Source organism: Streptomyces sp. Q2, assembly GCF_056820935.1.
Map to the genome: position 1 here is coordinate 1 of NZ_JBXEJE010000077.1, position 13,933 is coordinate 13,933.

The following is a 13,933-nucleotide window of genomic DNA, read 5'->3' on the forward strand; positions in this document are numbered from 1 at the left end:
CGCAGAAGGCTACTTCCTGCGCCGCGACGGCATGCAGTGGTTCTGGGACCAGTACACGACCGACGAGCAGCAGCGCGCCCAGATCACCGCATCCCCGCTGCGCGCCACCACCGACCAGCTCACCGGCCTGCCCCCGGCCCTGGTCATCACCGGCGAGGCCGACGTCCTGCGCGACGAGGGCGAGGCCTACGCCAACAAGCTCCGCCAGGCCGGCGTCCCCGTCACGGCCGTCCGCTACCAGGGCATCATCCACGACTTCGTGATGCTCAACGCCCTGCGCGAGACCCACGCCGCCGAGGCCGCCATCAACCAGGCCGTCAGCACCCTGCGCACCGCGCTGGGCACCGCCTGACGGCCGCGGGGCGCGCACGGGCGGTGAGGGGCGGGTTTCGGTGGCGTGCCGGGTGCGGGTGTGTGGGGGCTGGTCGCGCAGTTCCCCGCGTCCCTTGGGTCGGCTCGGCGCGCCCGACCACGTCATCGCCCGGTCGTACGCCGGGATGTACACCGACCCGGGAGCGGTGGGCGTACGCCCGCACAGCGAGCGTCACCTGCGCCACCGCACCCAGCCGACGCGCGGCACCCCGCACATGTCCGGCTCACGCGTCGACCACTGGCCGGGAAACCGGGGCGCCACCTCCACGAGGCACAACCGTCCGCCTCGTCGAGGGCTGGGCGCACTCCGTCACCAACGTGGCAGCTTGAGCTCGTACTCCGGTTGGATCCGCCGCATGTAACCGGTGTCGTCCCGCGTGCGCACACCGGAGTCCACGAAGAGGCGGTGCAGCCGGTCGAGGGCGTCGTGGTCGAGTTCCACGCCGAGACCGGGCCCGGTGGGCACCTGGACCGCGCCGTCGCGCAGTTCCAGCGCACCCGGGACGATCACGTCGTCGGCCGAGTTCCACGGGTAGTGCGTGTCGCAGGAGTGGTCGAGGTGGGGGATGGCCGCCGCCACATGGGTCATCGCGGCGAGGCTGATGCCCAGGTGCGAGTTGGAGTGCATGGACAGCGCGAGCCCGAACGCCTCGCAGACGGCGGCCAGTTCACGGGTGCGGCGCAGCCCGCCCCAGTAGTGGTGGTCGGTGAGCAGGACCTGGATCGCGTCCTGCTCGATCGCCGGCTTCAGGTGCTCCCAGGCGATCACGCACATGTTGGTCGCGAGCGGCATCGGCGCCTCCCGCGCGACCGCCGCCATATCGGGGATGCCCCTGGTCGGGTCCTCCAGGTACTCCAGTACGCCGTCAAGTTCCCGGGCGACGTACGTCGACGTCTGCACCGTCCAGGCCGTGTTGGGGTCCAGGCGCAGGGGCTGACCGGGGAACGCCTGAGCCAGTGCCTTGATCGCGGCGATCTCCTCGTCGGGCGGGAAGACCCCGCCCTTGAGCTTGAACGAGCGGAAACCGTAGCGCTGTTGCATCAGCCGGGCCTGCTCGACGATCCCGGCCGGGTCCAGCGCCTCGCCCCAGTCGTCGCCGACGGCCGCGCGGCCGGCGAGGGCCGGGTGTTCGGCCCACTTGTAGAAGAGGTACGCCGCGAACGGCACGGATTCCCGCACCGCGCCGCCGAGCAGGTCGACGACCGGCCGCCCGAGCAGCCTGCCCTGGGCGTCGAGGCAGGCGACCTCCACCGCGGAGGTGGTCCAGCCGCGTTCGTGGGAGCTGGGCACGGTCGGCAGCAGGGCGGCGTCGATCGCGGCCGCGACGGCCGTCGTGTCGAAGACGTCCATGCCGACGACCACCTTCGCCGCCGCCTGAAGCCGCTCCAGGCGGGCGGTGCCGCCCGGCGACTCGCCGAGCCCCACCGTGCCGTCCTCCAGGACGAGTTGGAGGATCACCCGCAGGGCGAGGGGCTCGTGGACGCCGTTGGAGTTGAGCAGCGGCGGGTCGCGGAAGGCGATCGGGGTGACGATCAGCTCACGGATCCTCGTGTCACCGGACCTGCTCATGCGCCGGTCACCTCCAGACCGTGGTCGATGAGTTTCGCGAGCCGGGCGACGTGCTCCGGCGTCGGGTCGACGAGGGGCGCCCGTACGCCGCCCACGTCCAGGCCGCGCAGTGTCACCCCCGCCTTGACCAGCGCCACGGCGTACCCCGGGACCTCGTCACGGAGTTCGACCAGTGGGCCGTAGAACTCGTCGAGCAGCGTGTTGACCAGCCCTTCGTCGTTCTCGGCGAGCGCCCGGTGGAAGGCCAGGGCGATCTCCGGGGCGAAGGCGAACACGGCGGAGGAGTACAGGTCGACGCCGATGCCGCGGTAGGCGGGTGCGGTCATCTCGGCGGTGGGCAGGCCGTTGAAGAACTGGAAGTCCCCACCGTTCGGGAGGGCGCGCACGGCCCGGACGATGCGGTGCATCCGCTCGAGGTCGCCGAGGCCGTCCTTGAGGCCGACGACCCCGGGCAGGGCGGCGATCTCGGCGGCCGTGGACTCGGTGAGCCGGGCGCTGCCGCGCTGGTAGAAGACGACGGGCAGGCCGGTGGCCTCGGTGACCTCCTTGACGTACCGCACCAGGCCCTGCTGCGGGGCGCTCACCAGGTACGGGGGCAGCAGCAGGATGCCGTCGGCGCCGGCGCGTTCGACGCGGGCCGCCTGGTCGCGGGCGACCGGGACGGGGCCGCCGGCCGCCGCGAGGACGGGCACCCGCCCCCCGGTCGTGTCGACGGCGATCCGTGTCGCCCGCTCGATCTCCTCGGGCGTCAGCGCGTGGAACTCGCCGGTGCCGCAGGCGACGAACACGCCGCCCGCACCGGCCGCGACGCCCGCGTCGATGTGCCGGGCGAGCCGTTCCTCGTCCAGCGATCCGTCCGTGGCGAACGGCGTGACCGGGAAGAACAGTACTCCGTGGAACTTCATGTCTCCCTCAAACGTGGGGGGTTGGTCAGCCCTTGGTGGCCCCGGCGGCGATGCCGGTGACCAGCGAGCGCTGGAGGAGCAGGTAGACGATCAGGCTGGGGATCAGGGCGATGACCGCACCGGCGAGCACCACTCCGGAACCGACCTCGGGGTCGGTGCGCAGGATGGACAGGGCGACGGTGACCGTGTAGTCCGTGGGGTCCTTGGAGGCGATCAGGGGCAGCAGGTACTGGTCCCAGATCATGACGAAGCCGAGTACGCCGGCCACGCCGAGGGCGGGCTTGCACAGCGGCAGGACGACCTGCCACAGCATCCTGAACTCGCCCACGCCGTCGAGGCGGGCGGCCTCCTCTATCTCGGTGGGGATGTCCTTCATGAACTCGGTCAGGAGCATCACGGAGAAGCCCCAGGCACCGAGGGGCAGGATCACGCCCCACACCGTTCCCTTCAGGTCCACGCCGACCACGGGGACGTGACCGAGGACCAGGGACAGCGGGATGGCGATGACCTCCTCGGGGAGCATCATCGTCAGCATGAACAGGGTCAGGATCAGCGCCTGGCCGCGGAACCTGTGGCGGGCCAGCGCGTACGCGGCGAGCACGGACACCGCGAGCTGGAGCAGCAGCGCGCCGCCCGCTATGACGAGGGAGTTGGTGAAGTAGTCCCAGATCCCGCGCTCGCCCGCCACCGTGAAGTTCTGCAGCGTGTTGTCGTGCGGGAGGAAGGACAGCGACGAGCCGCTGGCGTGCGCGGTGAAGGCGCCGGAGAGGATCGTCAGGAACGGCGCCGCGAAGACGCCGAGCGCGATCGCGCACAGCAGGATCCGCAACGCCCAGCCCACGCCCGGCCGGTCGCTCCAGCCGAGGGCGGTGTCGAAGCGGGCGGGGGTGGCCCGCTGCTTGGCCGAGGCCTTCTGGGCCGGTGAACCGGGCACCGGCGTGCGGACGGTGTCGATGGCGGGTGCGCTCATCGCACGTCTCCCCTCTTGCGGAAGTAGTTGACCGTGACGGTGAGCAGCAGGGTCACGCAGAGCAGCAGCACCGAGGCCGCGGAGGCGCCGCCGATGTCGTTGCGGGTGAAGCCGAGGGTGTAGGCGCGGGTCATCCAGACCTCCGTGGACCCGGCCGGGCCGCCGCCGGTGAGGACGTACACCTCGGTGAACACGCGCAGTCCGCGGATCGCGGCGAGCGTGAGGACGATGCCGAGCGCGGGACGGATGGCGGGCAGCGTCACGTGGCGCAGCCGCTGCCACAGCGAGACGCCGTCCATCGCGGCGGCCTCGTACAAGGTCCGGTCCACGCCCGCGAGGCCGGCGAGGATGATCACCATGTTGTAGGGGGCGAGCATCCAGATGGCCATGACCATCGTCGCCCACAGCGCGGTGTCCGGGTTGTCGAGGAACGGCGTGGGCCCGAGCCCGAGGAAGCCGAGGCCGTGGTTGATCAGTCCGTCGGAGGTCGGGTAGTACAGCAGCCGCCACATCTCGCCGACGACGGCGGTCGCGGTGACGACCGGCAGGAAGACGGCCGTACGCATGACCTTCAGGGAGCGGGCCTGGCCCTCGAGGAGCAGGGCGAGGAGGAAGCCGACGGCGATGGCGCCCAGCGACTGGCCGAGGCCGAGGAGCAGGGTGTTGCCGATCGCGTCCTGGAAGCGGTGGTCGGTCAGGACCCGGGTGTAGTTGTCGAGCCCGACCCACTTGTCGCCGAGGAAGGGCCGTACGTCGAAGAAGCTGAGCCAGATGCCCTTGCCCATGGGCAGGAACTTGAAGACGAGGGCGAGCAGCAGGCCGGGGGCGAGGAACACCCAGGGGAGTGCTGCCTTCTTGGTGAGAACTCTGCGCCGCTGGGGCGTGGTGACGGTCGCGGTCATTTCAACAGGTCCTGGTCCTTGAGGTCACCGGCGAGGGTGTCGTTGAGTTCCTTCAGGCTCGAAGTGACGTCGCTTCCGCAGTACGTGAAGATCGCGTTGAGGCTGTCCGCGGTGTCCTGCTTGATCGGGGCGAAGTCCGGCGCGTTCGGGAACTGCTCCGAGGTGTCCTCGTACGCCTTCTGTACGACGCTCCAGCGGGGGTCGTCGCGCACCGTCGCCGCGTCCAGGGCGGAGTTGACGGGGATGCGGACGACCGGCTGATGGCCGTCGACGCTGGTCATGGCGATCCGCTGGCCCTCGGGCGAGATCAGGAACGCGGCCAGCGCCTGCTCCTGCTTCGCCTTGCCGGTCTTGGCGCCGAAGTAGACGTTCTCGCCGTCGGCCAGCACGTCGGACCCGGCGGGGCCGGCCGGTGCGGCCACGACCTCGTAGGTGGCCTTGCCGGGCGTCGCGTCGAAGGTGGTGATGTTGTACGGGCCGGTGAGGTACATGCCCGCGTTGCCGTCCTGGAAGTTCGTGGCGTTGCTGGTGATGGCCGTGAGGGCACCCGGCTGGACGACGTTCTCGGCGCCGCAGAAGAGGTTGTCCTTCAGCCAGGTGACCGTCCGTACGGCGGCCGCCGAGTCCATGGCGGGGCGGTAGCCGCCGCTGCCGTCCGACTCGATGATCTTCGCGCCGCCCTGCCACAGGTAGCTGGCGCCCCACCAGGCGGCGTAGCCGTTCTGGGCACTGCCGGGGACGACCATGCCGTAGGTGTCGGCCTTGCCGTCGCCGTCCGGGTCCTCGGTGGCGAAGGCCTTGGCGACCTGAAGCATCTCCTGCCAGGTCGTGGGCGCCTGGAGGCCGAGCTTGCGCAGCCAGTCCTTGCGGATCATCAGGGTCTGGGCCTGGCGGGAGTACGGGATGCCGTAGTGCTTGCCGTCGATGCCCACGGTGGAGGACCAGGACTTGTCGGTGATCTGGCCGTGGCCCGCGATCGCGTCCGGGGTGATGGGCTTGAGCAGGCCCTGGCTCTGGTAACTGCCCATCAGGGCCGTGTCGTTGATCATGACGTCGGGCAGGTCCTTGGTGGACGCCCGACTCTGCAGCTGCTGGTCGAAGTTGACGACCGGCTGATAGTCGATCTTGATTCCGGTCTTCTTGGTGAAGGCGGCGAAGACACGGTCGTAGGTGGCGGCGGAGTCCGGATTGCTCCGGGTCCACACCTCCAGCGTGTTGGGGTCGCCGCCCCCGGCGCTGTCGGAACCGGAGCCACAGGCGGCCGTTCCGAGCATCAATCCGGCTGCGGCCAGCGCGGCGGCCAGGCGGCGACTTCGTCGGCGATCGCCCATGGGCACTCTCCGTTCATATCCGTGAACTTGCTTCACGAATCTAAATGATCGCCCAAGCTACGAATCATTTCACCCACATGTCAATGAGTAGCTGAAACATTTCACCAGCGTCACACACACCCGGGTGACGGCCTTGTGAGCCGCTTTCCACGGAGGACGCGTTGTCACGGGCGGACCGGCGGCCTACCGTTTCCGGCGTGTTGCGTGCGGTGGAAGCGGACGAGGAACGGTTCGGTACGACATGACGCGCGAGGAGCCGGGTGCCGTTGCGGCGCGCCTGACCGGGCGCCCGGTCACCGCGGTGCGCCCGCTGTCCGGGACGCTCGCCGAAGTCACCCTCGACGGCGGGCCGGTGGTCGTGGTCAAGTCGGGGCAGGAGCCGGGCGCGGCCGAGGCCGAGGCGGCCGGACTGCGCTGGCTCGCCGACGCGGGGACCGTCCGCGTCCCGACCGTCCACGGCCACGACGAGCGTCGCCTGGTCGTCGACCGCGTCCCGTGGGGCCGGCCCAGCGGCGGCGCGGCGCTCCGGTTCGGCCGGGACCTCGCCGCCCTGCACACCGCCGGGGCACCCGCGTTCGGTGCCCCGCCGCCCGGCGGCCCGAGGGACGCGTACATCGGACGCGCCCCGATGCGCAACGCCGACGGCACCGACTGGCCGGCCTGGTACGCCGAGCACCGGGTGCTGCCCTATCTGCGCCGCGCGGTCGACGACGGCACCCTGCGCCCCGCCGAGGCCACCGTGATCGAAGAGGTCTGCGCGCGCCTGCCCGAGCTGGCGGGTCCGCCCGAACCGCCCGCCCGGCTGCACGGCGACCTGTGGAGCGGCAACGTCCTGTGGGGCACCGACGGCGAGGTCCACCTGATCGACCCCGCCGCGCACGGCGGCCACCGCGAGACCGACCTGGCGATGCTCCACCTCTTCGGCTGCCCCCACCTGGACCAGGTGCTGGACGGCTACCGGCAGGCGACGCCGCTCGCCGACGGCTGGGCGGACCGCATCGGGCTGCACCAGCTCTTCCCGCTCCTGGTGCACACCGTGCTCTTCGGCCGCGGCTACGCCGAAAAGGCCCTCGTACAAGCACGAACGGCCCTGGCGCGCTGATCAGCGCGCCAGGGCCGTCGTACGAGCAACGCCTTCCGGCGTGACGTCGAGGGCGAGGAAAGCGAAGGGACTAGTTTCAAGGAGTTGAGAAGGAAGCCCCTTCATGGCCTCGCCGTGGTCAACGCTAGCAGTCAGTCGGGGATCAGGTCGCGCAGATTTTCGAGCGTGATGATCCGGGAGTCCGGGTGCAGCCCCTCGGGGCGTTCCAGGCCGATGTACGTGACCGGCCCGTCCGGCACCGACGTGCCGTCCCACACCGTCATGCCGGTGGCGGCGCCGTCGGCCATCAGCTCCGTGAGGTACCGCACCGTCAGCTGCTCGCGCTCGACGATGCCACGCAGCAGCGTGGCGACCGAGACCCGGTTGCCCTCGACCCGGTTCGACGTCGGCGTGCCCTTCAGGTACAGGTGCAGCCACTTGGCCCGCCACCGGCCGTCCTCGCCCCGCACGAACGCCAGCGGCAGAGCCACCCGGCCGGGCCCGCGCAGCTCCGACTTCATCCGTACCGTGCGCGCCTCGAACGGCCGGCCCTTCTGCTCGCCGTCCCGCAGCATGAACCCGAAGAACGACTCCTCGACCTCCTCGAAGCCCTCCCCGGAGAAGAGATTGACCTGCGGCACGATGAAGGCGCCCCGCACGGCGCCGAGCCGCAGGTTGATGAACTCCGAGGCCCCTTCCGGCGCTTCGACGACGTCACCGGAGTGCTCGCCGTCCACGGCGGTGAGGTTCGTGTACGACAGCCAGGAGACCGTCTCGTAGTCGGCGCCCAGCATCAGCGCCGACAGGTCGTAGTCGGTGTTGCGCTCGGTCTGCTTCCAGTACACGAAGAAGCGCAGCAGCTCGCCGTCGACCGGGGAGACCGACCCGCGCGGCAGCACGCCGAGGCCCGCCGCGGTCGCCTTCCCGCTGAGCGGGAGCGCCACGTCGAGGACATCGGGGTCGACCAGCAGGTGCCCCGGCGCGGGGAGCCGACGGCGCAGCTCCACGTCGAGCGCGGAGATCAGACGGTCCCGTTCCGGTGCCGGAAGGGGTGCGCGGTCGTCGTCGTGGACCCAGGCGCGGCCGAGGCGGTTGACGAACACGCGGCGCCGGCCGGTGTCCCCGGCACGGTTGTGCAGGTGCTCGCGGACCGACAGCACGACCCGTCCGGAGACCTTGGGCACGACCTGCTCGGCGGCGGCCACGACGGACTCGCGCTCCTCCCGCGTGGGCGCCGTGCGCAGCAGGTGGTCCAGGGCACGGAACAGCTTGCCCGGAGCGGACTTCAGCAACTCGGCCGCCCCGGCGACCTCGTTCCCGCCGAGCAGCTCCTCGACCCGGCTCTCGAAGGACGGCGCCTCCTTCTCACCCCGCGCGACGGCGAACACCTCGGCGGCCCGCGGCCAGCGCGGGTACTCGTGCGGGTGCAGCCGCTCGCCGAGGCGCTTGAATTCCTCGCGGTGCGCGTGGACGTCGGCGAGCTTGGCCGGGACCGCGGCGACGACGGCGTCCAGACCGGCGAGCAGCGCACGCCGCACCGGGCGCGACAGCGACCGGAACCGCGTCCGCTCCTGAAGGGTCACGTCACCGCCCGACAGCGCGCACGCCAGCCGAAGCACGTCGGTGACGGTGTCCAGCAGCAGGTCCGCGCCCACCTTCAGACGGGCCTCGTTCACGACGGCACGGTTCTCCCGCACCACGATCGCCTCCGGCTGGGGCCCGCTCGCGCACTGCTCCGCGAGCGCCTTCAGGTCGGCCAGACCCTCCTCGCCCAGCGGCGTGGTGCTGCCGGCGAGGGCCAGGTAGAGGCCGGTGACCTCGTCGTCGAGCGTGCCGCCGAGGTGCAGCACCGTCATCCGGTCGCCCGCCGCGGCGATCAGCTCGTCGTGGACGGCGAGCATCTCGGCGTACGTGTGCTGGTAGCGGCCGTAGGACGGGAGGGTGAGCAGGTCGACCACACCCCGGCGCAGCTGCTCCAGCACACCGGCCCGCGCCTCGCCGTCGTCGAGTGCCTCGGTGATGCAGCGCATCCAGAAGTCGAAGGTGTCCGGCACGTTGGCCGGGAAGTCCACGAAGTAGACGTTGTGCCCGACGTGGTCGCCGACCATCTCGCGGACCGTGCGCAGCGTGCGCGCGGCGGTGTCGACGACCGTGCCCTCGGACAACCCCGACAGGCGCTCCAGCAGCGGTGCCGACAGCTTGAAGCCGACGGACATCAGCGCGGCGTCGAACTGCCGCGCCGCGACGTCCCCCGTACCGGCGGGTCCGGCGGGGGAGGGGAGACGGTGGGTGTGCCGGACGACCAGCGGTTCCAGACTCTCGACCATCCCGGGATGATCGCAGAACGGCGCACGCCACCGCACCGGAGTTTTCGACCGGTGTTCGAGTCAGGAACGCTGGTCCTGCTCGGCCTTCTTCTCCTTGATGCGCACCGCTTCCCTGCGTACCTCGGCCTGGGTGGCGCGCTCCTTCTCCAGCCACTCGGGTTGTTCCCGCTTGAGCGCCTCGATCTGCTCGGTGGTCAGCGGCTCCGTGACGCCGCCGCGCGCCAGACCGGCGATGGAGACGCCGAGCTTCGCCGCGACGACCGGGCGGGGGTGCGGGCCGTCGCTGCGCAGCTCCTGCAGCCACGCGGGCGGGTTCGCCTGCAGCTCGTTCAGCTCGGAGCGGGTGACGACCCCGTCCTGGAACTCCTGAGGGGTGGCCGGGAGGTACACACCCAGCTTCTTCGCCGCGGTCGCGGGCTTCATCGTCTGGGTGCTCTGGTGCGACTTCATGGTGGCAAGACTATCGACCGCGCACAAGACGTCCGACCACGGCGGGTAGCCTGGCGTGGTGACAGGCTCGCCAGCATCCCCCTCGTTCCGGCTCGCGTACGTCCCTGGAGTGACCCCCGGCAAGTGGGTGAGGATCTGGCAGGAGCGTCTGCCGGACGTCCGCCTGGAGCTCATCGCCGTGCCGGCCGCCGAGGCATCCGACGTGTTGCGCGCGGGCGACGCGGACGCGGCGCTCGTACGGCTCCCGGTCGACCGTACGGTCTTCAGCGCGATCCCCCTCTACACGGAGACGACGGTCGTCGTGGTCCCCAAGGACCACGTCGTGACGGCGGCCGACGAGGTCACGGCCGAGGATCTCGCCGACGACATCGTGCTGCACCCCCTCGACGACGTCCTCGAATGGGAGCAACCGCCCGGACAGCCCGCCTTCGAACGCCCCGCCACGACCGAGGACGCCGTCGAACTCGTGGCGGCGGGCATCGGCCTCCTCGTCGTCCCGCAGTCCCTGGCCCGCCTGCACCACCGCAAGGACCTCACCTACCGCCCCCTCGTGGACGCCCCCCAGTCCGACGTCGCCCTGGCCTGGCCCGAGGAGGCGACGACCGACCTCGTCGAGGACTTCATCGGAATCGTCCGCGGCCGAACGGTCAACAGCACGCGCGGACGGGCCCAGGCCCCGGCCGAGGCCCGGCCCGAGCGCAAGCGGGCCGAACCGAAGGGCGGGGCACGGAAGCCGGCCGCGGGCAGGTCGGCGGGCAGGGGCGCCCGGGGCGGTGCAGGTGGTTCCGGCGGCTCCACGGGGAAGGGCGCGCGGCGCGGCAAGCCCCGACGCCGGTCCTAGGAACAGTCCATCAGGACGTGAGATGTCGGCTGTCCACCACCGGCCGGCCACTTCTCCGATCAGGGCCCGCAGGAAGCGAACCCCCGCCACGATGACGTCCGCCTTGCGCGGCGCACGCGGGACCCCGGTGCCGGAGCCGACAAAGGCCTCCGGCACCGGGCTTCGCACATCGATCAGGACGTGAAGGACGCCTCCCGCGCCGTACTCACCACCCTGTCGCCGTCGGCCCGGGCGAGCAGCCCGGCCGACACCCACGCGTCCACCGTGGACCGCACCCGGGACACCAGCGCGCCCTTGCCGCGGAACGGTGCCGCGGCCCAGATCTCGTCCAGCAGCGTGGTGCCGTCCGCCTTCGCGGGGTTGGCCACCCCGGAGTCGACGGCGGCGAAGACCACGCGCGGTTCGGCACGCCGGAAGTAGGCGTGCGTCGGGTCCTCCGTCCCCTCGGAGAACGGGGCGAACTCGGTGCCGTCCAGCGTGTAGTGGAGCGGCTTGCCGCTCACGGGCGTGAGGGTGGGCAGCAGGTCGCCGGAGAGGGCGGCGTTGCGGTACAGGCCGAACGGCAGGTGGTCCGTGGCCGGGTTGCGGGCGACGAGGTTGACCGGGCCGTAGAAGAGGGTCTGCAACGACGGGTCGTCGAGGGCCTTCTCCACGCGCAGCCGGAACGGCATGGAGACGCGCACGGTGTCGCCCTTGCGCCACGTCCGGGACACGGCGAAGTAGCTCCCGGGAACCGGAGTGCCGGACACCGCACGCCCGTTGACCGTCACCCGGAACCCGGCACTCGCCCAGGACGGCACGCGCAGCCGGAGTTCGAAGGCGGCACGGCCGCCGCCGATGGTCAGCTTGGTCCCCTGCTCCCTCGGGTAGTCGGTGGTCTGGGTGACCGTGACGCCCTTCTCCGCCCAGGTCAGCGTGGACGGGCTGTAGAGGTTGACGTACAGGGCCGTGCCGTCGGCCTTCCGGAAGTACACCGAGTCCTGGTACTTCGTCGCGCTCTCCATGCCCGTGCCCTCGCAGCAGGTGGTGCCCTGCTTGGGCGTGTAGTCCCGCACATGACCGGGCGTCAGCCCGATGAAGTACGTGACGAGCGGCTTCTCCGCGTCGGCCTTGTCCTGCTTGGAGCCGAGCACCTGGTTGTAGAGGGCCCGCTCGTAGTAGTCCATGTACTTCGGGGACTGGTCGTGGAAGAACAGCATCCTGCTGAGCTTCAGCATGTTGTACGCGCAACAGGTCTCGGCGGTCGTCGAGTTGATCGTCCCCGCGATCACCCCGGAGGCCTTCCAGAACTCCGTGGCGCTGGTGCCGCCGATGCCGTACATGCGGCCCGGCACGACCATGCCCCAGAAGTTCTTCGCGGCGCTGAGATAACGCTCCTCGCCTGTCGCGTCGTACAGCCGGACCAGCCCGGTGAAGATCGGGATGTGCTGGTTGGCGTGCAGCCCGTCGAGGATGTCGGTGTTCGCCGCGCAGGCGTCGATGAGCTTGTCGAGGTCGAACAGCTTGGCCAGCGCGAGGTGTTCGGCCTTGCCGGTGAGCGAGTGCAGGTCGACGATCGCCTCGACGATGCCGCCGAACTCACCGCTGGAGAAGATGCCCCACATCCGCTGGAGGGTGGCGTCGGGCAGCTTGGACAGCCGGGAGTACATCCAGTCGCACATGCCGGACGCGAGGTCGAGTGCCCGTGCGTCGTCGGTGGCGCTGTACGCGTCCAGCAGGCCCCTGAGGATCTTGTGCGCGGTGTAGTAGGGCGCCCACACCTTGGTGTAGTCGGGGCTGGTCCGCGACTCCAGGTCGATGAACTGCGTCTCCGGGTAGGCCGCCAGGAACCCGGGATGGCTGGGCGCGCCCCAGGTGCGGCGCAGGGTGGCGGTGAGGCCCCGGCCGGAGGCGTCCGCGAAGGTCGAGCCGGTGGTCTCGTCGAAGGTGTACGACGCGAGGTCGCCCCGGCCGGCGGAGACCTCGGCGGCCCGGCCGCCCTGCAACTCGCCGACCTCGGAGGCGGTCAGGGCGCGCGACCAGACGTTGAACTCGTCGAAGGCACCCGCGAAGACCGGGTCGCCGGAGTAGTTCGAGCGGCCGAGCCAGTTGTGGGCGAGGGCGCCGAGAGCCGCCGGGGTCAGGGACATCGAGGTGTTGTGCGCTACAGCCGTGCCGTTGACGTACAGCGTGCCCGTGCCGCCCGCGATCGTCACCGCCAGATGGCTCCACTGGTTCAGTGGCAGCGCGGCGGTGCCGTTGAGGCCCTGTTCGCCGCCGGCACCGCTCGTCGTGATGGCGAAGCGGGGCACGCCGTTGGCGTTGCGCGCGGCCAGGTACAGGTACCGCGTGGTGTCGTTGCCGAAGTCGAGGATCCGGGTCCAGTTGGCGTCGTGCGTGGGCTTGACCCAGGCGGAGAGGGTGATCGACGAGGCGTCGCCGAGGACGCCGGCGGGGAGATCGACGTACTGGTAGGAGCCGCGGACGTTCTCCGCCGAAGTCCCGAACTTTCCGGGGGAGTTCAGTACGACCGGGTCGTGACGCAGCGCCTCGCGCACCTCGGTGAGCGCCTCGACCATGGTGAGGGTCTTGTCGACGAACACCTGCTCGCCGGTGCCGGCGTACGCCTGGGACAACATGGTCAGGAAGTGACCGGTGTAGTGGCCGCGCAGGTTGCCGTTGGCCTCACCGTCCAGGCCCTCCCAGCCGCCGGGGGCGACGGCGCCGCCCGTGGAGAGGCCGGCGTTGGCGCGAAAGACCTGGAGCAGCCGGTTCACGTCGTAGCCACGGGCGTGGTCGAGCATCAGCTGCCGCTTGTCGGCGAAGACGCCCTGCCCCAGTTTCACGGCCTCGAGCGAGAACGGCCGTACGGTCCACACGGACGGTTCCTCCGAAACTGCGGCGACTGCCCGGCCGGTCGTCGCGTACGAGACCGCCGGGGTCACCGCGGCGAGCGCGGCGGCCTGGAAAAGGTGCCGTCTGGAGAGGGGCGGTGCCATGTGTGCGCCTCCATGGGTCCACGAAATGCGGATGTTCGGGATTGCGAACGCTGTGCGGATGATCGACCAGACGATAGGGATGGTGAGGGTGAGGGTCAACGGGGCGGGAGCTTCGAGTTCCGGCCGTTCTCCCCGGGGCCGGACCGGCCGTTCTCGAAGGGATCGGTCCCGCTGTTCTCGAAAGGGCCGGTCCCGCTGTTCTCGAA

The 13,933-nt window shown here is 70.9% G+C and carries 11 protein-coding genes; 3 read left to right on the plus strand and 8 right to left on the minus strand.

Annotated features, from left to right (window positions below; all coding sequences use genetic code 11):
• Positions 1-352 (plus strand): alpha/beta hydrolase fold domain-containing protein (locus ACWBNA_RS45870; protein ID WP_482710550.1); only part of this gene is annotated, 352 nt, incomplete at its 5' end.
• A gap of 330 nt (positions 353-682) precedes the next feature.
• Here the strand turns inward: ACWBNA_RS45870 and ACWBNA_RS45875 are convergent.
• From ACWBNA_RS45875 to ACWBNA_RS45895, 5 genes are read right to left on the minus strand one after another with little or no spacing between them, the layout of a single operon-like run.
• Positions 683-1,942, minus strand: coding sequence for a glucarate dehydratase family protein (locus ACWBNA_RS45875; RefSeq protein ID WP_482710551.1), 1,260 nt, complete (start codon positions 1,940-1,942; stop codon positions 683-685).
• Positions 1,939-2,847: a 5-dehydro-4-deoxyglucarate dehydratase gene (locus ACWBNA_RS45880; protein ID WP_482710552.1), complete on the minus strand. Its 909-nt coding sequence runs from the start codon at positions 2,845-2,847 to the stop codon at positions 1,939-1,941. The genes ACWBNA_RS45875 and ACWBNA_RS45880 overlap by 4 nt, the downstream gene beginning before the upstream one ends.
• A 25-nt stretch (positions 2,848-2,872) precedes the next feature.
• Positions 2,873-3,817 (minus strand): carbohydrate ABC transporter permease, encoded by a 945-nt coding sequence (locus ACWBNA_RS45885; protein ID WP_482710553.1) that lies wholly within the window; start codon positions 3,815-3,817, stop codon positions 2,873-2,875.
• Entirely contained in the window at positions 3,814-4,719 is a 906-nt protein-coding gene (locus tag ACWBNA_RS45890) for a carbohydrate ABC transporter permease (RefSeq protein ID WP_482710554.1), read from the minus strand. Before ACWBNA_RS45890 ends, ACWBNA_RS45885 begins: the two co-directional genes overlap by 4 nt.
• The gene (locus ACWBNA_RS45895) at positions 4,716-6,050 is read right to left on the minus strand and encodes an ABC transporter substrate-binding protein (protein WP_482710555.1); all 1,335 of its coding nucleotides are present in this window, start codon (positions 6,048-6,050) and stop codon (positions 4,716-4,718) included. The genes ACWBNA_RS45890 and ACWBNA_RS45895 overlap by 4 nt, the downstream gene beginning before the upstream one ends.
• A 241-nt stretch (positions 6,051-6,291) precedes the next feature.
• On the opposite strand from ACWBNA_RS45895, the gene ACWBNA_RS45900 reads away from it, so the two are divergent.
• Positions 6,292-7,152: a fructosamine kinase family protein gene (locus ACWBNA_RS45900; protein ID WP_482710556.1), complete on the plus strand. Its 861-nt coding sequence runs from the start codon at positions 6,292-6,294 to the stop codon at positions 7,150-7,152.
• Between the two features lie 131 nt (positions 7,153-7,283).
• Here ACWBNA_RS45900 and ACWBNA_RS45905 read toward each other — a convergent pair whose 3' ends face one another.
• Positions 7,284-9,458: a TerD family protein gene (locus ACWBNA_RS45905; RefSeq protein ID WP_482710557.1), complete on the minus strand. Its 2,175-nt coding sequence runs from the start codon at positions 9,456-9,458 to the stop codon at positions 7,284-7,286.
• Between the two features lie 60 nt (positions 9,459-9,518).
• Complete coding sequence (locus tag ACWBNA_RS45910) at positions 9,519-9,908, minus strand: DUF5997 family protein (protein ID WP_482710558.1); 390 nt, start codon at positions 9,906-9,908, stop codon at positions 9,519-9,521.
• A 58-nt stretch (positions 9,909-9,966) separates the two neighbouring features.
• Between ACWBNA_RS45910 and ACWBNA_RS45915 the strand changes: the two genes are divergently transcribed.
• The gene (locus tag ACWBNA_RS45915) at positions 9,967-10,749 is read left to right on the plus strand and encodes a LysR family transcriptional regulator substrate-binding protein (RefSeq protein ID WP_482710559.1); all 783 of its coding nucleotides are present in this window, start codon (positions 9,967-9,969) and stop codon (positions 10,747-10,749) included.
• A gap of 173 nt (positions 10,750-10,922) precedes the next feature.
• Here ACWBNA_RS45915 and ACWBNA_RS45920 read toward each other — a convergent pair whose 3' ends face one another.
• Positions 10,923-13,727, minus strand: coding sequence for a beta-L-arabinofuranosidase domain-containing protein (locus tag ACWBNA_RS45920; protein ID WP_482710560.1), 2,805 nt, complete (start codon positions 13,725-13,727; stop codon positions 10,923-10,925).
• Positions 13,728-13,933 lie beyond the last annotated feature (206 nt).

Coding starts and splice junctions, on each gene's coding strand:
- ACWBNA_RS45875 (WP_482710551.1), bottom strand. CDS start 1,942: ATGAGCAGGTCCGGTGACACGAGGATCCGTGAGCTGATCGTCACCCCG.
- ACWBNA_RS45885 (WP_482710553.1), bottom strand. CDS start 3,817: ATGAGCGCACCCGCCATCGACACCGTCCGCACGCCGGTGCCCGGTTCA.
- ACWBNA_RS45880 (WP_482710552.1), bottom strand. CDS start 2,847: ATGAAGTTCCACGGAGTACTGTTCTTCCCGGTCACGCCGTTCGCCACG.
- ACWBNA_RS45895 (WP_482710555.1), bottom strand. CDS start 6,050: ATGGGCGATCGCCGACGAAGTCGCCGCCTGGCCGCCGCGCTGGCCGCA.
- ACWBNA_RS45910 (WP_482710558.1), bottom strand. CDS start 9,908: ATGAAGTCGCACCAGAGCACCCAGACGATGAAGCCCGCGACCGCGGCG.
- ACWBNA_RS45920 (WP_482710560.1), bottom strand. CDS start 13,727: ATGGCACCGCCCCTCTCCAGACGGCACCTTTTCCAGGCCGCCGCGCTC.
- ACWBNA_RS45890 (WP_482710554.1), bottom strand. CDS start 4,719: ATGACCGCGACCGTCACCACGCCCCAGCGGCGCAGAGTTCTCACCAAG.
- ACWBNA_RS45905 (WP_482710557.1), bottom strand. CDS start 9,458: ATGGTCGAGAGTCTGGAACCGCTGGTCGTCCGGCACACCCACCGTCTC.
- ACWBNA_RS45900 (WP_482710556.1), top strand. CDS start 6,292: ATGACGCGCGAGGAGCCGGGTGCCGTTGCGGCGCGCCTGACCGGGCGC.